Source organism: Vibrio sp. D54, from assembly GCF_021728075.1.
In the GTDB taxonomy this organism is placed as follows: Bacteria; Pseudomonadota; Gammaproteobacteria; order Enterobacterales; family Vibrionaceae; genus Vibrio; species Vibrio alginolyticus.
The window spans coordinates 247,319-270,146 of the sequence record NZ_JAKKCS010000003.1; the positions used below are offsets into that span (position 1 = coordinate 247,319).

Below are 22,828 nucleotides of genomic sequence, written 5' to 3' on the forward strand. Positions count from 1 at the left end.
GTCACAGAATGAAATAATGTGCCACAAATAGGCTTTCCAAATTTAGAGTTTCTCTCCTACTTTTTATCATTCATAAGAGGTCATACCACAAGGAGATAGTTTTGAAACTCAAATTTATAGTGCTAATGCTTTTTACCTTAGTTACCGTCCCAATAACCTCCGTATACGCTGCAACAGGTTATACCCAAACCAAGTATCCAATTGTTCTGGTTCACGGTTTGTTTGGTTTTGATACCCTGGCAGGCGTTGATTACTTTTTCGGAATACCACATTCCTTAACAAAAGATGGCGCTACGGTTTATGTTGCACAGGTATCCGCGACCAATAGTAGTGAAGTTCGAGGGGAGCAACTGCTTGCTCAAGTAGAAACCTTACTTGCAGCAACAGGCGCAGAGAAAGTCAATCTCATTGGTCACAGTCATGGTGGTCCAACAACGCGCTATGTTGCCTCTGTCCGTCCTGATCTAGTCGCATCAGTTACGAGTATAGGTGGCGTTAATAAAGGGTCTAAAGTAGCCGATTTAGTTCGTGGCACCGTATCTGAGGGTTCGGGTAGTGAGCAGCTAGCGGTAAAACTGGCGCAAGGCTTAACCACTCTTATTAATCTTCTATCAGGTGGTTCTGATCTCGACCAAGACCCTTTAGCCTCACTAGCAGCATTAACCACGGAAGGATCATTAGCGTTTAACCAACACTACCCGGAGGGAGTCCCTACCAGTGAATGTGGTAATGGTGACTTGCTAGCTTCAAATGGCGTTTATTACTACTCATGGACCGGATCATCCACTTTTACAAACGTTTTCGATCCGACCGACGCTGCCATGATGGTACTTGGCTTAGCCTTTGATGGGCCAAATGATGGCTTAGTTGGTGCGTGCAGCACACATTTGGGCAAAGTCATACGTGATGATTATCAAATGAATCATTTGGATGAAATTAACGGCCTACTCGGTATTCATCATCTTTTTGAAACCGATCCAGTCACGCTTTATCGCCAACATGCAAATCGTCTCAAACTTCAAGGTTTATAAGAGGTCATCACAATGAAGAAAGTCGCTCTCACCACTTTTATCCTGCTCTCGATATTTGGCGTGGGAGCGCTTTCTCTGTTGCAAAGCGACAAACAACAAGAGATAACCTCTAACCATTCGCAATCTCAGCAAGATATAGCCGCCGATGTCTCTTCCCCAAAAGACTTCTTCGAATATTCTCTTAGCCGGCTGGGCGAAGAAGATCTCGATACGATCAAAGCGGAAGTCAATGATGACACTTTAGCAAAGCAAACTCTGAATATTGATGCCAAACTTTTTCAAACCTACCTTTCCTACAAGCAAGCACTCTCTGCATTAGAGCCTTTTGAGCACAACCACCTAACGCTTGAACAGTTAACCATGCTGAATGAAGCAATACTGAACTTACAGCTTCAATACTTTAGCGAGGCGCAGATAACCCAATTGTTTGACGAAGAAAACCGACTTCGCCAACTTGCATTGGAAAAGCTGACGATTAAAACACAGGCATCGGATATCGAGAGTCAAGCACACCTTCTCAATCAAGCGTTATCAGAACAACCGGATTACATACGCGAAAGTGAACGCAATAACGCATTAGCAGAGCAGCTCGAGCAAGCTTCTCAGCTTGATTCACAAGACAAGTACATCGCCCGTGTTGCTCTGGTAGGAGATGCCGGAGCGCAGAGGCTGCAAAAGCTTGATGAGCAAAGAGCATCATTTAAAACTCAACTCGCCACTTACTTAAAGCAGCGTCAAAATATTCTGAATAGGGATTTTCTAGGGCAAGACGAAAAACAGGCAGAAATCATTGCTTTAAGAAAACAAAGCTTCGATGCCACTCAATGGCGTCGAATCGAAGCTTTGGAACGTATTCATGATAGCCAGAACTAACAACATTAGCTTAATAGCCAAACGTCACTTATTCTGCTTTTTAGGACATCCAACGATATGGTCATCCACCATGCCGACGGCTTGCATGAAAGCATAACAGATGGTTTCACCGACAAACTTGAAGCCTTTCTTTTTTAGGAATTTACTCATGGCTTTGGATTGCTCTGTCGAAGCTGGTACGTCACTCATATGTTGCCATTGATTGACGATTGGTTCACCGTCCACGAACTGCCACAACGCGTCTGATAAACTCCCGTACTCAGCAATTAACGCTTTGGCCGCTTTGGCATTACTGAATACCGAGTTAATCTTTCCGCGATGTCTCACAACATCGAAGTTTTCCACGATGTATTCAGCGCGTTCTTCATTTCTTTGTTCCAACGCATCTAGATCGTAATTCTCGAACGCTTCTCTGTAACCTTCGCGCTTTTTAAGGATGGTGATCCAGCTAAGCCCAGCTTGCGCACCTTCCAAAGTAATAAATTCAAACAGGACTTGGTCGTCATATACTGGCACGCCCCATTCGGAATCATGATATTCGCGCTCTAATGGGTGATTCATCGCCCACGCACACGTTTTTTGTTCTGTCATCTAACTTTACACGTCCGTTTTTTGTCAATATACGTAATCATACACAAAAAGCCACTCCTACAATTTAATAATAAGAGTGGCTTTCATACTCGCTATCTTGTACTAAATTACTCAATCAATATTCTCATTCCCAAAGGAATTGAATTTTTATTAAGTATTTCCGTAGATCTCTAGTATATAGTTATGCGTCTATTTTAATTACTATGCGCTTTAGACATTTGTTCCATTACTTCATCAAGGTTGAAGCTTGCCGCTTTTTGTCGCTGAGGGAACTCTTCAAATGTCTTAAGGAAATTCCCAACATATGTTTGCGCTGGAACCAACATGTACAAGTGATCAATTCGCCAATCTTGGTAGGTATTAGATGTTCTATCCGCTTCTTCGTACGGATCCATTCTTAAGTTAAACAATTTCGGTAAGCGAAGCGTTGTGAAAGGTTCTTGCCAAACTTTCAGTGTGCCTTCAGCTCGTTGTTCCATGAAAACAATCTTCCAATCGTCATAACGCAATGCCGTTAGTTGGTTGTCATCGTTAAAGTAGAAGATTTCTCGACGCTCTGTTTTGTCCGTCTTACCCGTCAAGTAAGGGAGGATATTATACCCGTCCAAGTGCACTTTGAACTCTTTGTTACCCACTTTATGGCCTTTTAACAACTCGTTCTTAACGTCGTCATCACCAGCTGCGGCAACAAGTGTTGGTAACCAGTCCATGTGATGCACTATGTTGTTTGACACTTGGTCTGGTTTGATATGTCCAGGCCAACGCACCATTGCAGGAACACGGTAAGCCCCTTCCCAGTTGGTGTTTTTCTCACTTCGGAATGGGCTAGCAGCTGAATCTGGCCAGGAGTTTTTATGCGGGCCATTGTCGGTTGAGTACAGAACAATCGTGTTATCTGTCACTTTAAGCTCATCCAATTTGTCCAATAACAAACCGACATGACTATCATGCTCTATCATCCCATCTGCATAATTGCTCAGATCCGAAGAGCCTTGAAGTTCTGGCTTCACATGTGTGCGCAGATGCATCCGTGTTGCATTCCACCACACAAAGAATGGTTTATCAGCTCTAACTTGTTTTTCCATAAAGTCCATTGCGGCAGATACAGTCTCCTCATCAATAGTTTCCATGCGTTTTTTCGTCAGCGGCCCAGTATCTTCAATACGACCATCTGCGTAAGAGTGAATAACACCACGAGGACCATATTTCTTCAAGAATTCAGGGTCTTTCGGGTAGTCAACATTCTCTGGTTCTTCTTCCGCATTCAAATGATACAAATTGCCAAAGAACTCGTCAAAACCGTGGCTTGTCGGTAAGAACTCATCTTTATCCCCCAAATGGTTCTTGCCGAACTGTCCCGTTGCATATCCCATTGGTTTTAGTAGATCAGCAATAGTTGGGTCTTCAGCTTGAAGTCCTATATTAGCACCAGGCAAACCAACCTTACTCAAACCTGTACGCAGTACCGATTGTCCTGTAATAAATGTCGAGCGTCCCGCAGTGCAAGATTGCTCTGCATAATAATCAGTAAAAATCATACCTTCATTGGCAATACGATCAATGTTTGGCGTTTTATACCCCATTAGGCCCATGGTGTACGCGCTGATATTTGATTGACCAATATCATCACCAAAAATTACGAGAATATTAGGTTTATCTGCTGCGTAGGCTTGGACCGATAAGCTCATGCCAACAATAGTGCAAACTGCACTACGCTTGAGAACCTTGCTTACTTTCATTGTGTGGAACTCCGACTTATAAAATACTTTTAAAAACAAGGTCTAATAAAAACAGACCCGGTTTAAATAATATATTTAAATAGTCAAACATCAAAACATTCTAAATGTAGCAGCTTCCATCTTTTAAAAATAAACATGACTCTCTTCAAATAAAAACATAAAAAAAAACAACGAAAAACGTCAATAAAAACAAGTAAACCATAAAAATCAAAAAGTTAAAAAATCACGATTACTTTTAGTTATTACATTAATTCCTTTTCTTTATATTAAAGAAAATACGATTATTAATATAAAAAGTTAATTAACCAATCATCCAAACATTTACATTAGCAATATTTTTTGAAATTTAAAGTAGAATAAAAATGACGAAAGTTAAAAATGGTTTTCTGTAATAGTCCTGTTGATATTTGTGTCTGTATAACCAAACAACCTCAACGTGAGAGGTCATTTGGAGTGATGCCTTGTATGGCGTGATTTAGTTGGCTTGCGATATTGATAGAGTGACTGTTGTGGGACAGTTAGAGCTTACTGAATTCTCTGTTCACCCTATATGTATCAGACGTAACATACGCTTCCATGTTACGAATTTTGCCATCAAGACGGTCAAAATCCCTTTCCAACACACTGAGCAGTTGATCAGGGCTTTGCCCTTTCTGCCAAGGCTTACTTTTGAGCGTATGCTCTTGCTGCGCTCTGATATTTTCAGAATACGTTACTGGTTGCTTTTCTAACATAAACGCCATCGCGATGTACGCTAACAATACCAAAAACGTACCACCTAACAGCGCTGCAGAAATCACTACAATACGAATCAACCAAACTTCTGCACCAAAGTAGTTGGCAATTCCGGCGCAAACACCGGAGATTTTGCCATTTACTGGATCACGATACAGTTCTCGATTATTCATACTTTCGTCTCCATGTTGGTGACTCAGCATCCAAGATGCGCTCCAATGTATCAACTCGGGACTGCATCGCTTCCGCTTTTTCAGATAGTACCTGAAGGCGCTCTAAATCCTGGCTCGACAGTGCACTATCTGTTTTGCGTTTGCTGCGATAGTGTAAGAAGAGCCATAGTGGAGCGACAAAGATTAAAAAGACAATCACTGGTCCTGCTATAAAAAATGCCGACATAAATGGCTCCTTTCTTATTTATCTTTCGATGACATCTGTTCTTTCAGTTTTGCCAACTCTTTTTCAATTTCGTCTTGTGCCTGCAACTCTGCAAACTCTTGTTCTAGCGATTTAGCATTACCGGTTTGAGCATACAGGTCTGCTTCCGCTTCCATTTCATCCACTTTACGTGAGTATTGCTCGAATTTCGCCATCGCTTCATTAGTACGGCTAGTGTGCAGGTGTTTTTGCACATCACGACGGTTAGATGCAGTTTGGTTACGAATTGCTAGTGCTTGCTGTTTTGCGCGCGTTTCAGCAATTTTGCTTTCCAACTTACCAATCTCGCCAGTAAGCTTATCGATCGTTTCTTCCACTAAGGTTTGCTCAGTGTGGAGGCCTTTAATCACTTGCTCTAGCTTTTGCTTTTCAATTAACGCTGCACGAGCTAGATCTTCACGCTCTTTAACTAATGCTAAGCTCGCTTTTTGGCCCCATTCGCCAATTTGCTCTTCTAACGTTTCAACCTTACGAGCCAACTCTTTCTTGTCTGCAATCGCTTTAGCCGAGTTAGTACGCACTTCAACAAGTGTGTCTTCCATTTCTTGAATGATAAGACGGATCATTTTTTCAGGATCTTCCGCCTTGTCCAGTAATGCACTGATGTTTGAGTTAACGATATCTGCAAATCGAGAAAAAATACCCATAACGGAACTCCTCTTTTTTCCTATTAAAACTCGACAAGGTGGTGATTAACCTTGTGTCTCCCTGAATATATAACAAGTAACGTGCCAACTTATAATTTTCTTTTAAATCAGAGCGTTATTCATTTTGTTGTCGTTACACACTATTGTGCTATGATGTTTTTCACCAACTGTTGGTGAAATTTACCAACTCTATCTCTAAATCATGGCTCGGCTGTTAAATAAGAAGGACTTTATGAAGCAAAACCTGATTGGTGAATCACCTGCTTTTCTCGCTGTACTAGATAAAGTATCACAACTTGCACCCATTGAGCGCCCTGTCCTCATCATTGGTGAACGAGGTACGGGTAAAGAACTCATCGCTCAGCGTTTGCATTATTTATCAAGACGTTGGGATAAACCACTACTATCACTCAACTGTGCGACATTAAGCGAAGGGCTAATAGATTCCGAATTGTTTGGACATGAATCCGGCTCCTTCACGGGCTCTAAAGGTAAGCACAAAGGGCGTTTCGAGCGTGCCGAGGGCGGTACTTTGTTTCTTGACGAGCTGGCAACCGCACCACTTTTAGTTCAAGAAAAGCTATTACGTGTCATTGAATATGGTGAATATGAGCGAGTTGGCGGTCATACCGCTCTCAATGCGGATGTTCGACTTGTTTGTGCAACCAATGCCGACCTACCAAAATTGGCAGAGCAAGGTGATTTTCGTGCAGATCTGCTCGACAGGCTAGCCTTCGATGTCATTATGTTACCGCCTCTTCGCGAGCGCAAAGAAGACATTCTCTCTTTAGCAGAGCACTACGCGATGAAAATGTGTCGTGAACTGCAACTGGAATACTTTGTCGGTTTTACCCCAAAAGCGCAGCAGTCGCTTATTGAATATGAATGGCCCGGTAACGTCCGCGAACTAAAAAACGTGATTGAACGTGCGATTTACCAACATGGTCTGAATGCTCATCCAATTGATGAACTGGTTTTCAATCCTTTTGAAACGGTTTGGCACAGCGCGCTTGGCCATAGTGCAAAACAAGCAGAACAACAAGAAGAGGAAGCATCAAGCAACACCATCCAATTCCCTCTAGACTATAAACAATGGCAAGAGGAACAAGATATCCATTTACTCAATCGTGCATTGGAAGAAGCCAAGTTTAATCAACGACAAGCAGCCGAGCTACTTGGCTTGAGCTATCACCAATTACGAGGGATGGTTAGAAAATATGGTTTGGTCGGACAAAGCTAACTTGACCGAGAGTACTCAATCAATACACGAGCTCGTGACTGCGCTCTAATTCGCATGCATTTATGGCATAACACCTTACAGTGTATGGATTTTATGTTTGGAGCGAGTTCACAAAGGTGATAAATTAGCGAGATCATTTTCGCTTGTTAGCTTTGAAAGAGTAAGATCAAACGAAACGAGCAAGATCCAATGAACATTTCATATTATGAATGCTTTTATAAGATTATCGCTGAGCCTTATTGGGATTAGCCTACTGACCGCTTGTGGCGATGAAATTGACCACAATGATATTCGCAAAGCTGGCTTTGTGTTTTGCGGACAAGGTAAGCCGACCACGTTTAACCCTCAGCTTATTGATAGCGGTATTACCGCAGAGGCTCTGAGCCCGCAGCTGTACGATACGCTGCTCACGCTCGATCCTAAATCACATCAGCCCGTGGCAAGCATCGCCGAGAGTTGGTCAGTAAATGAATCAGGGACGGAATACACGTTTAAGCTTAAACGTGGTGTTCAATTCCAAACCACGCCTTGGTTTGCACCCACTCGCCCATTGAATGCAAAAGATGTGGTATTTAGCTTCAAGCGAATCATCGATGTAGACCATCCTTTTCACCAAGTAGGTGGTGGTTTTTATCCATGGTTTGCAGGGTTAGATTTTCAAAACCTACTCCAAGACGTGGTTGCAATAGATGAGCATACGGTAAGGTTTACGTTGTCTCAGCCAAACTTTTCTTTCTTGGCCAATATTGCCACCAGCCATGCGGTTATCTTGTCTGCGGAGTATGGACAGCAATTGGCTGCAAAAGATCATAAAGAAGAAATCGACCAACTTCCTATCGGTACCGGCCCTTATCAATTAAAAGAATACCAAGTGAACGACTTGATTCGATTAGAGCGTCATTCTAATTACTGGAAGTCACCAGCAAAAATGGAACAAGTGGTATTCGATATATCTCACAGAGGCACGGGTACATTAGCTAAACTTTTAAGAAACGAGTGTGACGTACTCTCTTCACCTATTTCGAGCCAAATACCTGTCATTCAAGAAAATGACAACCTTGAGCTGACGGCTACACCAGCTAACAACGTTTCCTTTATTGCGATAAACACAGAAACCACCGCACTTAGTGATGCTCGCGTCCGCCAAGCACTTAACTTAGCGATTAACCGTCAGAACATTTTAGATTCGGTTTACTACGGAACTGGCTCCCAAGCTTATACCTTGCTACCACCTAATTCATGGGCTTATCAAAAAGACAGTGTAAAAATTCGTTATGACCGGAATTATGCATTGGCACTACTTCGAGATGCTGGCTATGAAGACGGTCTAGAGCTGACCATGTGGGTACCACTTGAACCACGCGCCTTTAACCCAAGTCCTCGCAAGACCGCGGAGCTAATCCAAGCGAATTTTGCCGATATTGGGGTTAAATTAACGCTACTTACCGATGATAGGTTTGAACGTGTGGATTTGGAGAACATCAACGATATCGATTTACTTTTAACAGGTTGGATTGGTGATACCGGGGATCCTGACAACTTTTTCCGCCCTTTATTATCTTGCGAGTCTGACCGCGTTGGCCTTAACGTGTCCATGTGGTGTAACGATGACTTCGATTTCTTGCTCGATTTGGCGTTAGAAACTCAAGAACCGCGTTACCGTTTGAACCTATATCGCCAAGCACAGAACATTTTGAATCAAGAGTTCCCGGTTATTCCTCTGGCGCATGGCGTGCAGTTCCGTGTGCACGACAAATCGCTGACAGGCTTCAAATCAAGCCCTTTCAATGCCCAACCGTTTGATAGAGTTGAGAGAATTCACTGATGTTTTGGTATACCGTTCGACGCTTTAACCTATTTTTCATCACTTTGATGATCCTCACATTAGTGGGCTTTTCTCTGCTGCGCCTTGACCCTCTCTCGCACTGGGCAAACGTTGATTTTTGGTCTGGTTGGCAAACTTACTTAATCAACCTTTCTCAGCTTGATTTTGGCATAAGTAAAAACGGCAACGCGATTTATGACGAGCTCGCCGTTGTATTCCCGGCCACTTTGGAACTGTGCTTTTTTGCCTTTTTGGTGTCCCTTTTGATCGGTATTCCGCTTGGAACCGTTGCTGGGATGAAGCAAGGTAAATGGCTCGATACCAGCATTTCATTCATGTCAATGTCTGGTTATTCCGCCCCAATCTTTTGGGTAGCTCTGTTACTTATCATGGTCTTTTCATTGGAGTACCAACTCTTTCCCGTTGCGGGACGGTATGATTTACTTTACGAAATTGATCATGTAACCGGGTTTGCCATTATCGACGCATTCATGGCGAAAGGCGAATACCGCGCTCATGCACTGCAAAGCGTTATTGAACATATGGTGCTGCCATGTTTGGTGCTCGCTTTGGCTCCAACCACCCAGGTTGTCGGACTAATGCGTTCCTCGGTAGCGGAAGTGATGAGCCAAAACTACATCCGTGCAGCGAGAATCAAAGGTCTTTCTAACCGCGAAATCGTAACTCAACATGTATTGCGGAATGCGATACCGCCTATCATTCCCAAAGTTGGTGTTCAACTTTCGAGTATGATTACCTTAGCTATCATCACGGAGTCTATTTTTAACTGGCCAGGTATTGGTCGTTGGCTTTTAGATGCGCTAGCAAGCCAAGACTATGCATCTATCCAAGCTGGCGTGATGGTACTTGCGACTTTGGTTCTTACCGCTAACATTCTCTCGGATTTGATTGGCGCGATGATTAACCCTTTAGTTCGAAAGGAATGGTATGCTAACAAATAACGTTTATCAGGAAGAACGCATTCCAACTCAGTTTGAGCGATTTTGGCGAAGCTACCGTGCCAACGGACTAGCCATGTTTGGCTTGTGGTGCTTGGTGTTTATCGTCCTTATTACCATTTTTGCCCCCCTACTTGCACCATTTGACGCCCAAGCACAGTCAGGTGAGTTGCTTGTGCCGCCATCATGGGCCCCAGCAGGAACGGTTGATTACTTTTTGGGGACCGATGACTTAGGTAGAGATATTCTTTCGCGCCTGATTATGGGCTCTCAGCTAACATTTGGCGCTGCTGTCGCCATCACCGCAATTGCTGCCGTTGTAGGCTGTTTAATTGGCGTATTGGCAGGTATGACGAAAGGCTTACTGTCGAGTACTCTCAACCACTTGCTCGATACCGTCATGTCGATCCCGTCGCTCTTATTAGCAATCATTTTTGTGGCATTTCTCGGCTTTGGTGGGTTCAATATTTTACTCGCAATCTGCTTAGCTTTGATTCCGCGTTTTATTCGCTCTGTTTATATCGCAGTCCACACCGAAGTTGAAAAAGACTACATAATGGCAGCACGCCTTGATGGCGCTAATGATTTCTACTTACTGTGGAGTTCAATTCTTCCTAACATTCTGACGGTCATTGCCGCTGAAATCACACTCGCGCTCTCTGCTGCGATTTTAGATATTACGGCACTGGGTTTTCTTGGCCTAGGCGCACAGGCCCCAAGCACCGAGTGGGGAGCAATATTAGGTGACTCTGTCGAGCTTATTTATATTGCACCTTGGACAGTGACCCTACCCGGCCTGACCATCATGTTTACTGTTATTACCCTAAACTTAGTAGGTGAAGGTGTACGTCAAGCGCTTAATGCGGGGATCGAATAATGCCGTTGTTAGATATTCGACATTTGACCATTGAGATCGAAACACCTCAAGGGTTGGTCAAAGCCGTTGACCGAATGAGCCTAACTTTGAACGAAGGCGAAATTCGTGGTCTTGTAGGTGAGTCTGGCTCTGGAAAAAGCTTAGTTGCAAAAGCGATTGTCGGTGTGAGTAAAGATAACTGGCGCATCACCGCTGACCGTATGCGCCTTGGCAATATTGACTTGCTTCAGCTTACGCCAAAAGAGCGTCGGCGCGTCATTGCTCGTGATATTGCGATGATTTTCCAAGAACCTTCAACTTGTCTTGACCCTTCAGAGGAAGTCGGGCGTCAATTGATTGAATCCATTCCATCTCGCGCATTTGAAGGGAAATGGTGGGAGCGATTTAAATGGCGTAAAAAACAGGCCATCGCGCTTTTGCATAAAGTGGGTATTAAAGATCACAAGCGTTTAATGGGTAGCTACCCTTATGAACTGACTGATGGTGAGTGTCAAAAAGTCATGATTGCCATGGCGATAGCGACCAAACCAAAGTTGCTGATCGCAGATGAGCCAACCAACGACTTAGACCCGATTACTCAATCGCAAATTTTGCGTCTGTTGAGCCGCATGAACCAACTTAATAACACAACCATTTTGCTTATCGGCCACGACTTAGCGACCATAACACAGTGGGCAGGACGTATTACGGTAATGTATTGTGGTCAGTCGGTGGAGTCTGCCGATACCAGTAAAATCATTGCGGCACCCAAGCACCCGTACACCGATGCCTTGCTTAAAGCGATGCCTGACTTTAATGATTGGGTACCACACAAGCAAAAACTCCAATCCCTACCGGGCTCGATTCCGCCATTGCAACATCTGCCTATCGGTTGTCGCCTCGGACCACGTTGCCCGTATGCGCAGAAACAATGTGTAGAAATTCCACACACCAGACGAATTAAGAATCATAAATTTAACTGCCACTTTCCATTGAACACGGAGAAAAAGTCATGAGTGCGTTACTTGAAGTCGATAATTTATCGAAGCAATTTGTTACGCGCTCCCGTCTGTTCAAACGTCAGGTTAATGAGGCAGTTAAACCGGTAAGCTTTACTTTAGAGCCAGGACAAACTATTGGTTTTATTGGTCAAAACGGGTCAGGAAAATCCACACTAGCTCGTATGCTTGCTGGCGTTGTTGAACCAAGCTCCGGAGAGATCCGTGTGAATGGCGAACGATTGGAGCACAAAGATTACGCGACACGCTGCAAGCTCATCCGCATGATTTTCCAAGATCCAAACACATCGTTAAACCCACGTATCCAGATTGGTCGTATTTTAGAAGGTCCGCTAAAGCGAAATACCAACATGCCGCCAGATGCGCGCATGCAGCGTGTAAAGAACACCCTGCTCCGCGTAGGATTGCTGCCTGAGCACGCCTATTTTTATCCACAAATGCTAGCTGCCGGTCAAAAACAGCGCGTGTGTTTGGCTCGTGCACTTATTCTTCAACCTTCCATCATTGTCGCTGATGAGGCGTTAAACGGTTTGGATATGGCAATGCGCTCGCAGATCATTAACTTATTCCTCGAGTTGCAAGAAGAGATGGGATTGTCATTTGTGTACGTGTCTCAGCACATTGGCATTGTTAAGCATATTACTGATCAAGTGATGGTGATGCATGAAGGTGAAGTGGTCGAGTTTGGCGAGACCAACCAAGTACTGACTCATCCCGAGCATCCTATTACTCAACGACTAGTCGAAAGCCACTTTTATAAAGCGCCAAGCCATCAAACAAAATAGCTTATCAAAGATGTCATCGCACAAATGTAAAGAAGCCTGCGTTAAAGCAGGCTTCTTTATTAAATGGACACGAATCGAAAAATTAGCGGCGGCTCGCTTGTTTGCGCAGTTCGAAATCAAACTCGTCAGGAAACAATACGACCCCTTCTTCATTTTGATTTGGGAATACAACAACAGATAATTCGTCATCTTCCAGACCAGATGTCCAACGACTGTGCCACTTGTTTAGAGAGATCGCTTCTGGCTCGCAATCTTCCCAATCACCATTAGCCCATTGCAAAGCAAACTCTTCGTTTGGCCATACTGGTACACAATCATCATCTTCTGTATTTAACATGACACAGCCATGTTCATCTTTCAGAATCCAAACTTTACGATTCGCCACAATCTCTTTTACGCAGTACTTTAAGCGTTGCTCTTCGTTGTAGCGATTAATGGTATCCATCTGCTCTTGGGTCAGTTGCTCAGACATATTCGTCTCCTATTTCCCATAGAAAAATGCCCGCAGCTAGGCGGGCATTTAAAGTATATGCTAGAAAATTAAGCTAGCTCAGTTTGAAGCCAAGGCCAACCTTGCTTCTTACGGCTTAGCGTGTTTTCCATCATTAACATGCCGTCTTTTTCGTGCTTAACAAGCTTCTCAGCCCACTCACCTTTGTATAGAAGACGAGTTTGAGCAGTCGTGATGTCTGTTAGCATTACAGCAGCGAACGCTAGGTTATCTTTCTCACAACGAGATTCTAGGTCTGCTTCTAGTGCTTCGATCATACCGTCAACTTGCTCAAGAGTTGCAAGTTCAACCTGACCAACCACTACGTCACGACCGTTGAATGGGTAACCTTTAAGGTCTTTCTCAACAAGCTCAGCCGCTGATAGACCTTCGATGTTTGTTTTAGCAATTAGAAGATCTTTAGTGAACGCGTCCACATCTTGTACGTCTGCGATTGCCGCTAATTCAGCAACGGCATCTTTGTCTTTTTGTGTACAAGTTGGAGAAGCAAAACCTACTGTGTCAGATAGAATTGCTGACATCATTAGCTTAGCAATTTGTGGAGTAATCGCGTGACCTTCAATCTTGAACATGTTGAACAGAACAGTGTTGGTACAACCAACAGGCCAGATCCATGCTTCCATTGGGTTTACTGTCATCACGTCACCTAGACGGTGGTGGTCAACAATACCCGCAATTTCAGCTTCTGCGATATCGTCTGGTGCTTGTGCTAGATCTGAGTAATCTACTAGCCAAACGGTCTCACCCGCAACTGATGTGCGAAGCTCAGGAACTTCAGCGCCAGCAACTTCTAGGATGTGCTGAGTTTCACGGTTGATTTCGCCTTGGCGAATTGGCATAGCTTCAACGCCACGCGCTTTTAGAAGTTCAGTTGCAACGAGTGCACTACAAATACTGTCACTGTCTGGGTTCTTATGACCTACAACTAGAATCATGTTTCTTCCTATTCAAGTCAATTTTATACGCCGCCTAATACAGTTAATTAGGGCGTGTTTGCTCACAAAGGCCGATACTTTACCTGATTTCAGAGAGTTTGACACGAAGAAAAGTTCACAATGCTATTGCGAATAAATCTCATTTACATATAATGATAATTATTCCTATTTGCATTTGAGTAAACGATGAACGCGACCCAATTATTACACTCTGCACAACAGTTGTTTCAGCCTACTCAGTTTCGTTTAGCTTATAAGCGATTGCTGATCCCTATCGTCATGCTCATTTTGCTAGGCAATGAAAATACACGTGACGTAGCCGTACAGACGCTATCCGACTCATTCTGGGCGGTGTCATGCTATGTTGCTGCCACATTGGCTATTTATCATTATCTTTCAAACTTTATGTCGAAAACCAATCGAATTACCGAGCTATATCATCGCTCGCGTAATCATCAGGTTTTCTTTGCTTCTTTGTTGGGTGCTTTGCCTGGCTGTGGTGGCGCTATTGTTGTGACAACGCAATTTATTAGTGGCCGAGTGGGATTTGGTGCGATTGTCGCGGTACTTACTTCAACAATGGGTGACGCTGCCTTTTTACTTCTGGCCGCCAAACCAAGTGTTGGATTAGGCGTGGTTGGATTAGGCATTATCGTGGGTACTCTTTCAGGGTTAGTCGTTAATGCTTTTCATGCTGATAACTTTCTGCGACCAGAACCAAAAGAAGCACCTCAGACACATGCTTGTTGCCAACACCAGACAGACCGACACACGCCTCTTGAACAACGTGCAATCAATCTACAAGGCGCATTTTGGAAATGGCTTATTGTGCCTGCTAGTGTCGTTGCTGTGTTAATGTCTTTCCAAATAGATATTAATCAGTTGCTATCTTTGAAAGCCAACACCATTGAATGGCTGGGCGCTATCTTTGCAGTGATCACAATGTCATTATGGGCGATGACAAAAGAACTTGGCGATTATCAGTCAACGGTCTCTGAAGATGAAAAAATCGTGGACTCACACCCGATTCAAAAAGCAGCACAAGATACGAATTTCGTCAGTGCTTGGGTGATCGTTGCTTTTCTGGCGTTTGAGCTGACAACCTATTTTTCTGGACTCGACCTTGTAGAAACCTTTTCTCATTGGGGAATTTGGATGCCATTAGCTGGCCTAGCCATTGGTATGTTGCCTGGTTGTGGACCGCAAATTTTAGTCACTAGCCTATACATTTCTGGTGCAGCGCCACTTTCTGCGCAACTGGCCAATGCGATTTCTAACGATGGTGACGCCCTATTCCCCGCCATTGCAATGGCACCGAAAGCTGCTTTGGTCGCGACAATTTATTCGTCCATTCCTGCGTTTATTGTTGGATACGGGTATTACTTTTTATTCGAGTTCTAACGCCCAGAGCATCAAAACGAGAAAGGAGCCGCAATAGGCTCCTTTCTTGATCTCGGTATTGGGCGATTTACTTCACGCTATGCTGTAACGATCGCTTTCGCATTGAGCCCTTTATCCACGCTCACCATTAACAACTGGCAAGGTTCTTGGTTTAGCTTTTCCCCTGTCCAGTAATCATACCAGTCCACCGGTTGATCAGACGTCAGCGTAAATTCCATCGCTCCGTAACTCGCATAATTAAACAAACAATGGAGGTCATTCTTCGTCGTTAGTTTTAAAAACGCGTGATTTAAACTCAAAGCGGTAAACTTTGCAGATTGCTGGTTACGTTGTTGACGTAACATGAGCTTAGCCAGTGTCTTCTTAGCAAACGGCGTAATCTCAGGGAGTGGGTCGCCAGACAGCAGCAAACCACCACTCGCTAATAACACCGTGCGATGAAATTCATACTCTTCTCTGGATGCAGATTGATTAGCTAATGAAGTGAATGTCGCGCAATCCGGGTCAATTTGCCACAGTTTTCGGTGCTGCCAACTACGGTAAAAGGTTTCTCTGGCTATCTGCTCGAATCGACGACTATGACGCTCTACATCGTCAGAAACACGCATTGCATCCACAAGCCCTAGAGATGGCCACATTGGCGCGTTGCAACCTAAAAGCCACGCATCACCAGCGCCTTTAGTAATCGCTTCCATTCCTAAGCGATACGCCTCAACGCCTGTAATACCAGATTGTTTACGCACACCTTTTAAGGTGCCCCAATAGTTCGCGTCTAGCTTGAACAACTCAACGCCCCACTCTTGTCTCATGACAGAAACCACATGCGTCAAATGGTCTTGTACTTCTGGGTTTGAGGTATCGAGTATGTACCAAGGCGTGCATCGCCAACCACCGTATGTGACATCTTCTGCTTTAAGTAAGCCACCATCCTTGTGGCGAACAAACCAATCTGGATGCTGTTTGAAGATCTCCGACTCAGGCTGTGCAATGAAAGGCGCCATCCAAATTGCCGGCTTTTTTCCTTTTGCACGGATGTTATGAATGAGCTCTTTTACGCCACCAGAAAACTTATCTGATGGGGTTAACCAATCGCCCATAAAGGCTTGATAGCCATCATCCAGAAGTACCCACTCTAGGTCTTCGAGCTTATCTTTCATACAATCTACGTTCTGCATGATGTTTTGCTCTGTCACGTCTGCGTAGTACGCGTACCACGAACACCAACCAACAGGCGCATCTTGTGTCACACCTTGGCGAACCGGATGATGCTCTGCAATCATCTCGCCATAGGTTTGATAAAGCTCGGACAGCGATTGACCACAGAGTACCGCCACGGATTCAAGTTGATTACTTTCCCAATCCGCCACTTGAGTCAACTCACCATCAATTGCGGCTGATAAAACCCAATGCCCATCACGCAGCACAACATCAAAATAGCCTGCAAAGCGATGACATGATGTGAAGCCAAATAATGTGTAGCCCGCTGAACCTTCCACTACTAAATAGTTGTAATAACGCTTAGGGGCATCTTTAGGGTAGATTCGATAAGAAGGATTATTGTCTGGGCAGCGACCAATATCAACGGGGTGATTGATCGTTCCCGCCGTTTGCGCCAACATTTGAAAACCATCCCCAATTACGTTGGCCTCGTGCTCGTACAAAAACGACATTTCGAATAACACTTCACGGTCGGTAAAGGTTTTATTGTGAAGACCAGCAAAAGAAAAATGTAATTGATTACCCTCGACTTCAACTTGGAAGTCATTGTTATTCACAGTGATCTCAGTGTGATTTGCTAATTGAATGCTCTGAGCCATAATGGGTCTACTCACTTAATTATTATTGTTTAGCTTGGCGCATTATCTCCTGCTTGTCTCACCCAATTCGTTACCATCATCACGAATACCAGTCTCGTTTAACGTTATGAAGTTACTATTGAGACAACGCTCACTGAAATTTTGATAAAAAAATACCAGCCCTGAGGCTGGTATTTCGATTTATGCAAACTGCACTAATTAAGCAACTTCGATCGGACCACCAAATGAAGTGACTGGTGGCACTTTACCTGTGAACTTCTCGAAGTCTACGATACATGTGTTCGCAGAAGTCGCCTGTGCAAGCTCAGAAGAACCGATGTCTTGCGTCAGCGTGTTAGGATCACCGTAGGTACAGATTGCGCCCTCTTTCTCGTTTAGAGGACCGTACCATGCACCTTCTTCGATACGAATAACGCCACGTGGGTAGCTGTCAGTCAAAACAGCACCAGCTAACAGCTGACCACGACCGTTGAATACACGTACCAAATCACCATCTTTGATGCCTTTTGCTTTGGCATCCGCTGGGTTGATGTAAACCGGCTCACGACCTTGTACCGCGTAAGTCGCGCGGAACTCTTCAGACTCACACATTTGAGAGTGAAGACGCTTATCAGGGTGGCAAGACTGCAACCAGAATGGGTATTTATCTGAACCAGGACCACCGTGTGAACGCTCTGATTTTTCGAACCACATTGGGTGCTCTTGACAGTGTTCATAACCGTAACGGCCGATCTTGCGTGATGTAATCTCGATGAAGCCAGACGGCGTACCTAGTGGATTAAGCTCAGGATCTTTACGGAAGTCCGCATGACGAACCCAAGGTTTACCTTCACCGAAGTCTAGTACGCTCTTCTCCCAGAACTCGTTGAATTCTGGCATTTCAAACTTACCTTCGTTCGCTTTTTTACAATCGTTGTAAAGGCTTTCGATCCATTCCATCTCGCTCATACCACGAGTGTATTCTTCGCGGCGACCAAAACGCTGAGTTAGTTCACTCATGATTTGGAAGTCAGGCTTAGATTGGAACAATGGATCAACGAGGCGATGCATCGCAATCAGACCTTTGTTCGAGTATGAACCGTATACGTCGATGTCGTTACGTTCCCATTGCGTACACGCCGGTAGAACGATATCTGAGAAACGACATGTCGCAGTCCAAGCAAACTCGATCGTTACAACCGTTTGAAGTTTGCGGAACGCTTTCTTCATGCGGTTACGATCTTGATGGTGGTGCCATGGGTTACAACCCGAGATAACCATCATCTTGAAGTCTGGCAGTTTCACTTTACCGCCGTTGTAGTTGATCTCTTTACCAGGTTCTAGCAGACAGTCGATCCAACGTGCAACTGGGATAGTACGACTGTAGCCGTTAAAGTCGTTGTTGTCCCACTTCGGTTTCATACCTTGGTCAAGGTTACGAGGGAAACCACCAGGGCCCGCGAAACCAGTAGAAGGCACACCGATACTTGAGTAATGGTGACCGTAAGAGATACCACCGCCAGGTAGACCGATTTGACCAACCATTGCAGCAACCACAGCCGCTGCCCAGTATGGCTGCTCACCGTGCTCTTGACGCTGGATACACCAACCCATCAGGATCTGTGTACGACCGCTGACTAGCATGCGTGCGAATTCACGGATCTTGTCCGCTTTCACACCACAAATCGCTGCTGCCCATTCAGGCGTCTTCTCTACTTTGTCTTTTGTCTTACCTTGAACGTATTGAATGAACTCTTCAAAGCCTAGACAGTAAGTATCAATGAACTTCTTATCGTACAGGTTTTCGTTGTACAACACGTGTGCCACAGCGAGCATGAACGCTACGTCTGTCAGCGGGTTGATGTACAAGTGATCGTTCTCTAAGTAGCGCTGAGTTTTGTTCTTCACTGGGTCTACAGATAGAACGTTGATCTCACCTTTCGCCACTTTTTCTTTTAATTGTGCAAGGTACTTAAACGACTCATGCGTTTCACAGTTCCAACCTACTTGAAGGTTTTTCACTGGGTCGTTAGCCCAAAGAACGATGTTGTCAGAGTTTTCTAGGATCTCAGACCAAGACGTACCTTGTGCATAAACTTCGGTTGAGCCTAGCACGTACGGCATAATGGTTTGACCTGCACCCGTCGAGTAGTCACCTACTTTAGTGATGAAGTTGCCATGCATACCTACTGCACGTTGCATGTGCGCAGTACAGTTGTTAAATGAACCCGTTTGGTTCCAACCTGTTTGACCTGCATGCAGCGCCCATGGGCCGTAGTCTTTTTGAATACGTTCTAGTTCGCGATAAAACAAATCTAGCGCTTCATCCCAAGTTACTCGGATGAAACGGTTGTTACCACGAGTATCCGCGCTGTATTTATGTTTCTTCAACCAATCTAGACGAACCATTGGGTAACGAACACGTGAAGGGCTGTAGATAATACCCTTAATGCCGTTCAACATTTCTGTTGGGTTTTTGTCTAGCTCTAGCGGCTTGATCTCTTGAACTTTACCCGCGTAGATGTGGGCGCGGAACGCGCCCCAGTGAGAACCGGTTACTTTCCAAGTACCTGTCGTCTCAACGGCATTTGCAGAGGCGGACGCCAATAAGCTAGGACCAATTACTGACGCTGCACTTGTGGTTGCTACACCTTTAAGAAAACTTCTTCGTGTAATAGCCATTTAAAATTACTCCAATCCGACGCTTATTAGTGGTGACCTTCAGCATAATCTGAAGAGTGTTTCTGTAGATACTTCAAGATCAGTGCTTCACTGTCTGTATCTAGGTTAACGAACGCCAACATACCGTCGAACATACCTGGCCAGGTGTTCGCGTCGAAGTGCGCTTCCGCAGGTTGAGTGTGACATACAGAACAATTGGTCTTGTAGGCTTCACGAGATTTTTCCCAAACAGGATTGATGTCGTTCAGCATAGACTCTTTCTTAATCCATACTTTCGCCGCTACTTTTTCCCAAGGAAGGCCTGTTAACTCATCCACTTTTTTCTCACCAGTCGTCACAATGTTGCTGTCTGTTGCTGCTTCTTTCATCAGAGACGCAGTCGCAATGTTCTTACCGAAGTCTTCTTGAATTACACGACCAAAACCTTTTGCTTTGCGCCAACCGTCAATTTCGATCTCAACAAACTCGCCTTTGTCTTCAAGAACTTTAACGGTCGATGCAGGATTAAGAAGACCAGCTTCTTTACTGCCTTGCGCATCAAAGTAAATTGGTAGGTGACGAACGCTCACGAGTTGCTGACCAACGCCGTAATCCGTGTTAGAAGTCATACCCTCTAGATCACCCACGATACCGCCAATGCTGTCCATGCCTGCTGGTAGGTTGTGCGCAATACCCTTGTGACAGTCAACACAGCTTTGATCTTTCTCAGCGGCTTGCTTCATTTGGATACGAGCCGTAGGAGACATTTGCTCGAAATCCATCGATTCGTAGTTGTGACAGTTTTTACACTCCAGAGATTTGTTTGCCGAGAAACGATCCCATTCGTGTTTAGCAAGTTCGATACGACGCTCTTCGAACACACCCGGTTCGTCGTAGTTGCCAAATACTTGTGCAAATACTTCTTTAGAAGCTTGCATCTTACGAGCGATCTTATCTGTCCAGTTATGTGGAACGTGACAATCAGGGCAGGTAGCACGAACACCAGAGTGGTTTTTCCAGTGCACCGTTTCTTGTAGCTCAACGTACACGTTGTCACGCATTGTGTGACAACTAATACAGAATTCTTCTGTGTTGGTTGCTTCTAGAGCGGTGTTAAAGCCACCCCAAAAGATAACACCAGCAATAAAGCCGCCCATAGTCAGCACACCTAGGCTGATATGTACAGCTGGGCGCGTCATGGTACGCCACAGTTTAATGATTAATGATTTCATTATTTGCTCTCTTAAAATCTTTTCAAAAGTGTGGTTATGAGCTCACTGGCTTACATGCCGTGCGCGCCTGGAGGTCCAAAGAAGAAGACTTGCAACATCCAAACGATGAACCCGTAGCCGCCAACAAAGGCCACACTCAGAATTGGGAAGAGAACAACTGCAATGAAGAGGAACGACTTCCACTCCAGGGAGCGTTTTTCACCACTCTCAATTTTATTAACATCACTCATACATTTGCCTATTTTGTATCTAGTGTTATTGAAAAGCCCGCGTAACCAAGCTTAAGTTTTTTACAATCTCTAATGGAAAATGTTAGACCATACTAATAGTAGGGTTCAATCAAATAAGCGACCTCAGACCTTGTAATTCAACACTTTTTTGAGCTCATCCAGAGATATGATGGATTGATGTTATTTATTAAAAAACATGAACAGATGTGACAAAATAAGTCTTTTAAGGAGTTGTTAAATAACCAACATTTAAGAAACATCATTCACATTTAAATCGTAATTACCATGCCATAAATCGACTTAAAAACTCCGAAAAAGATAACCACTTGTAAACAGAATGCTGCGTATTAATGTCTAAAATAGCACTCAAGGTTTACTTTAAGAACAGCAAAAAGTGCACATAGTGGTTCATATAAAGGGGAGGCTTAGATACAATTATTCGCGTATTTTCAAGGAGCGATTATGGATAACGTGGTGGATATAAGCTGGGTCAAACTGGCACTGTTTGGTTTGATTTTATTGGTCCCCTTCTTTATCAATGCCCGCTACAAATTAGGGATAGCAAAAGACACCATAATCAGTGTTATCCGAATGACACTTCAGCTCATATTGATTGGCGTGTATTTAGAATATCTTTTTCAATTAAACAGCTTACTTGTCAATATACTTTGGCTTGCCATCATGCTACTGATTGGTGCCAGCTCAATTGCGGGAAAAGCTCGCTTACCTAAAAAGCCACTTATGCTTCCGCTACTAACGGGCCTTACCTGTGGTCTAATACCACTTCTGATAGCAATTACAGCAGGCTTAGTGCAACCATCCCCTATTTACAATGCGCAGTACATGATCCCACTTGCTGGTATGTTATTGGGTAACAGCTTGAGTAGTAATATCATCGCTCTTCAGAATTTGTTTACGGCTTTTGAGCAGAGACAAGCAGAATATGAGGCTGCAATCTCACTTGGAGCCTCTCCTCGCTACGCATCCTTCCCCTTCATTCAGGAGGCTCTTAGAAAGTCCCTTGCCCCGACTTTAGCTTCTATGGCCACTACAGGGCTGGTTACCTTACCGGGTATGATGACCGGTCAAATTCTAGGTGGCGCGAGCCCGATGGTTGCGATTAAATACCAGTTAGTAATTATGCTGGCTATTTTCGTCATGTTGAGTGCCTCCGTAACCATAACGTTAGAAATGACATTGCGCTGGGTACAAACCAAAGAAGGCCGAATCAAGATAAAAATCGAGCAACCCGAATCGACCAAAACTCACGGTTAGTTGGCGCTTGTGGGTAAAGCCCGTTAAACAACTCATGTTGCCAAGTCGA

Annotated in this window: 21 protein-coding genes; 10 read left to right on the top strand and 11 right to left on the bottom strand. The window is 44.3% G+C overall.

Going from position 1 to position 22,828, the window contains the following annotated elements:
• Positions 1 to 101: 101 nt before the first annotated feature.
• Positions 102 to 1,031, top strand: a complete 930-nt coding sequence (locus tag L3V37_RS05690) for a triacylglycerol lipase (RefSeq protein WP_275949307.1) — start codon at positions 102 to 104, stop codon at positions 1,029 to 1,031.
• Between the two features lie 12 nt (positions 1,032 to 1,043).
• Positions 1,044 to 1,904, top strand: a complete 861-nt coding sequence (locus L3V37_RS05695) for a lipase secretion chaperone (protein WP_237305979.1) — start codon at positions 1,044 to 1,046, stop codon at positions 1,902 to 1,904.
• A gap of 24 nt (positions 1,905 to 1,928) precedes the next feature.
• Here the strand turns inward: L3V37_RS05695 and L3V37_RS05700 are convergent, their stop codons facing one another.
• From L3V37_RS05700 to pspA, 5 genes are all read right to left on the bottom strand, one after another.
• Positions 1,929 to 2,495, bottom strand: a complete 567-nt coding sequence (locus L3V37_RS05700) for a DNA-3-methyladenine glycosylase I (protein ID WP_005378109.1) — start codon at positions 2,493 to 2,495, stop codon at positions 1,929 to 1,931.
• 194 nt (positions 2,496 to 2,689) lie between these two features.
• Positions 2,690 to 4,183: an arylsulfatase gene (locus L3V37_RS05705; RefSeq protein ID WP_237306022.1), complete on the bottom strand. Its 1,494-nt coding sequence runs from the start codon at positions 4,181 to 4,183 to the stop codon at positions 2,690 to 2,692.
• A gap of 569 nt (positions 4,184 to 4,752) precedes the next feature.
• Positions 4,753 to 5,142 carry an envelope stress response membrane protein PspC gene (gene pspC / locus L3V37_RS05710; RefSeq protein WP_025766867.1) on the bottom strand — a complete coding sequence of 130 codons (390 nt, stop codon included), beginning with the start codon at positions 5,140 to 5,142 and terminating at the stop codon, positions 4,753 to 4,755.
• On the bottom strand, positions 5,135 to 5,368 hold the full coding sequence (pspB, locus tag L3V37_RS05715) for an envelope stress response membrane protein PspB (protein ID WP_005378117.1): 234 nt from the start codon (positions 5,366 to 5,368) through the stop codon (positions 5,135 to 5,137). Before pspB ends, pspC begins: the two co-directional genes overlap by 8 nt.
• Before the next feature lie 14 nt (positions 5,369 to 5,382).
• Positions 5,383 to 6,054, bottom strand: coding sequence for a phage shock protein PspA (gene pspA, locus L3V37_RS05720; RefSeq protein ID WP_005378119.1), 672 nt, complete (start codon positions 6,052 to 6,054; stop codon positions 5,383 to 5,385).
• 232 nt (positions 6,055 to 6,286) lie between these two features.
• On the opposite strand from pspA, the gene pspF reads away from it, so the two are divergent.
• From pspF to L3V37_RS05750, 6 genes are all read left to right on the top strand, one after another.
• Positions 6,287 to 7,294 carry a phage shock protein operon transcriptional activator gene (gene pspF / locus L3V37_RS05725; protein WP_017820869.1) on the top strand — a complete coding sequence of 336 codons (1,008 nt, stop codon included), beginning with the start codon at positions 6,287 to 6,289 and terminating at the stop codon, positions 7,292 to 7,294.
• A gap of 205 nt (positions 7,295 to 7,499) precedes the next feature.
• On the top strand, positions 7,500 to 9,119 hold the full coding sequence (gene sapA / locus L3V37_RS05730) for an ABC transporter substrate-binding protein SapA (RefSeq protein ID WP_005378121.1): 1,620 nt from the start codon (positions 7,500 to 7,502) through the stop codon (positions 9,117 to 9,119).
• Entirely contained in the window at positions 9,119 to 10,081 is a 963-nt protein-coding gene (locus tag L3V37_RS05735; protein ID WP_237305980.1) for an ABC transporter permease subunit, read from the top strand. The genes sapA and L3V37_RS05735 overlap by 1 nt, the downstream gene beginning before the upstream one ends.
• Positions 10,068 to 10,955, top strand: coding sequence for an ABC transporter permease subunit (locus L3V37_RS05740; RefSeq protein ID WP_005378123.1), 888 nt, complete (start codon positions 10,068 to 10,070; stop codon positions 10,953 to 10,955). Before L3V37_RS05735 ends, L3V37_RS05740 begins: the two co-directional genes overlap by 14 nt.
• Positions 10,955 to 11,950 carry an oligopeptide/dipeptide ABC transporter ATP-binding protein gene (locus L3V37_RS05745; RefSeq protein ID WP_005378126.1) on the top strand — a complete coding sequence of 332 codons (996 nt, stop codon included), beginning with the start codon at positions 10,955 to 10,957 and terminating at the stop codon, positions 11,948 to 11,950. The genes L3V37_RS05740 and L3V37_RS05745 overlap by 1 nt, the downstream gene beginning before the upstream one ends.
• A complete protein-coding gene (locus L3V37_RS05750; RefSeq protein WP_237305981.1) occupies positions 11,947 to 12,738 on the top strand; it encodes an ATP-binding cassette domain-containing protein in 792 nt (263 codons plus the stop codon). Before L3V37_RS05745 ends, L3V37_RS05750 begins: the two co-directional genes overlap by 4 nt.
• 82 nt (positions 12,739 to 12,820) lie before the next feature.
• Here L3V37_RS05750 and L3V37_RS05755 read toward each other — a convergent pair whose 3' ends face one another.
• Together L3V37_RS05755 and L3V37_RS05760 are read right to left on the bottom strand one after the other, a co-directional pair.
• Positions 12,821 to 13,210, bottom strand: coding sequence for a DUF2750 domain-containing protein (locus L3V37_RS05755; RefSeq protein ID WP_012841946.1), 390 nt, complete (start codon positions 13,208 to 13,210; stop codon positions 12,821 to 12,823).
• Between the two features lie 68 nt (positions 13,211 to 13,278).
• Positions 13,279 to 14,184: a manganese-dependent inorganic pyrophosphatase gene (locus L3V37_RS05760; protein WP_017634678.1), complete on the bottom strand. Its 906-nt coding sequence runs from the start codon at positions 14,182 to 14,184 to the stop codon at positions 13,279 to 13,281.
• A gap of 186 nt (positions 14,185 to 14,370) precedes the next feature.
• On the opposite strand from L3V37_RS05760, the gene L3V37_RS05765 reads away from it, so the two are divergent.
• Positions 14,371 to 15,585 (top strand): putative manganese transporter, encoded by a 1,215-nt coding sequence (locus L3V37_RS05765; RefSeq protein ID WP_005378133.1) that lies wholly within the window; start codon positions 14,371 to 14,373, stop codon positions 15,583 to 15,585.
• A 77-nt stretch (positions 15,586 to 15,662) separates the two neighbouring features.
• Here the strand turns inward: L3V37_RS05765 and L3V37_RS05770 are convergent, their stop codons facing one another.
• From L3V37_RS05770 to torE, 4 genes are all read right to left on the bottom strand, one after another.
• Positions 15,663 to 17,402: a glycoside hydrolase family 36 protein gene (locus tag L3V37_RS05770; protein WP_237305982.1), complete on the bottom strand. Its 1,740-nt coding sequence runs from the start codon at positions 17,400 to 17,402 to the stop codon at positions 15,663 to 15,665.
• A 198-nt stretch (positions 17,403 to 17,600) separates the two neighbouring features.
• The gene (torA, locus tag L3V37_RS05775; RefSeq protein WP_005378138.1) at positions 17,601 to 20,063 is read right to left on the bottom strand and encodes a trimethylamine-N-oxide reductase TorA; all 2,463 of its coding nucleotides are present in this window, start codon (positions 20,061 to 20,063) and stop codon (positions 17,601 to 17,603) included.
• Between the two features lie 26 nt (positions 20,064 to 20,089).
• Positions 20,090 to 21,274 (bottom strand): pentaheme c-type cytochrome TorC, encoded by a 1,185-nt coding sequence (gene torC / locus L3V37_RS05780; RefSeq protein ID WP_005378139.1) that lies wholly within the window; start codon positions 21,272 to 21,274, stop codon positions 20,090 to 20,092.
• Between the two features lie 50 nt (positions 21,275 to 21,324).
• On the bottom strand, positions 21,325 to 21,504 hold the full coding sequence (gene torE / locus L3V37_RS05785; RefSeq protein WP_005378141.1) for a trimethylamine N-oxide reductase system protein TorE: 180 nt from the start codon (positions 21,502 to 21,504) through the stop codon (positions 21,325 to 21,327).
• Between the two features lie 462 nt (positions 21,505 to 21,966).
• Here torE and L3V37_RS05790 point away from each other — a divergent pair, with 462 nt between their 5' ends.
• On the top strand, positions 21,967 to 22,779 hold the full coding sequence (locus L3V37_RS05790; protein WP_047100766.1) for an ABC transporter permease: 813 nt from the start codon (positions 21,967 to 21,969) through the stop codon (positions 22,777 to 22,779).
• Positions 22,780 to 22,828: the final 49 nt, after the last annotated feature.

Bases quoted from the DNA above. Each gene is read 5' to 3' on its own strand.
- L3V37_RS05735 (WP_237305980.1), top strand. From the start codon at position 9,119: ATGTTTTGGTATACCGTTCGACGCTTTAACCTATTTTTCATCACTTTG.
- L3V37_RS05760 (WP_017634678.1), bottom strand. From the start codon at position 14,184: ATGATTCTAGTTGTAGGTCATAAGAACCCAGACAGTGACAGTATTTGT.
- torA (WP_005378138.1), bottom strand. From the start codon at position 20,063: ATGGCTATTACACGAAGAAGTTTTCTTAAAGGTGTAGCAACCACAAGT.
- pspC (WP_025766867.1), bottom strand. From the start codon at position 5,142: ATGAATAATCGAGAACTGTATCGTGATCCAGTAAATGGCAAAATCTCC.
- L3V37_RS05705 (WP_237306022.1), bottom strand. From the start codon at position 4,183: ATGAGCTTATCGGTCCAAGCCTACGCAGCAGATAAACCTAATATTCTC.
- L3V37_RS05770 (WP_237305982.1), bottom strand. From the start codon at position 17,402: ATGGCTCAGAGCATTCAATTAGCAAATCACACTGAGATCACTGTGAAT.
- sapA (WP_005378121.1), top strand. From the start codon at position 7,500: ATGAATGCTTTTATAAGATTATCGCTGAGCCTTATTGGGATTAGCCTA.
- L3V37_RS05750 (WP_237305981.1), top strand. From the start codon at position 11,947: ATGAGTGCGTTACTTGAAGTCGATAATTTATCGAAGCAATTTGTTACG.
- L3V37_RS05755 (WP_012841946.1), bottom strand. From the start codon at position 13,210: ATGTCTGAGCAACTGACCCAAGAGCAGATGGATACCATTAATCGCTAC.
- L3V37_RS05790 (WP_047100766.1), top strand. From the start codon at position 21,967: ATGGATAACGTGGTGGATATAAGCTGGGTCAAACTGGCACTGTTTGGT.
- L3V37_RS05765 (WP_005378133.1), top strand. From the start codon at position 14,371: ATGAACGCGACCCAATTATTACACTCTGCACAACAGTTGTTTCAGCCT.
- pspA (WP_005378119.1), bottom strand. From the start codon at position 6,054: ATGGGTATTTTTTCTCGATTTGCAGATATCGTTAACTCAAACATCAGT.
- pspF (WP_017820869.1), top strand. From the start codon at position 6,287: ATGAAGCAAAACCTGATTGGTGAATCACCTGCTTTTCTCGCTGTACTA.
- L3V37_RS05740 (WP_005378123.1), top strand. From the start codon at position 10,068: ATGCTAACAAATAACGTTTATCAGGAAGAACGCATTCCAACTCAGTTT.
- torE (WP_005378141.1), bottom strand. From the start codon at position 21,504: ATGAGTGATGTTAATAAAATTGAGAGTGGTGAAAAACGCTCCCTGGAG.
- pspB (WP_005378117.1), bottom strand. From the start codon at position 5,368: ATGTCGGCATTTTTTATAGCAGGACCAGTGATTGTCTTTTTAATCTTT.
- L3V37_RS05695 (WP_237305979.1), top strand. From the start codon at position 1,044: ATGAAGAAAGTCGCTCTCACCACTTTTATCCTGCTCTCGATATTTGGC.
- torC (WP_005378139.1), bottom strand. From the start codon at position 21,274: ATGAAATCATTAATCATTAAACTGTGGCGTACCATGACGCGCCCAGCT.
- L3V37_RS05745 (WP_005378126.1), top strand. From the start codon at position 10,955: ATGCCGTTGTTAGATATTCGACATTTGACCATTGAGATCGAAACACCT.
- L3V37_RS05700 (WP_005378109.1), bottom strand. From the start codon at position 2,495: ATGACAGAACAAAAAACGTGTGCGTGGGCGATGAATCACCCATTAGAG.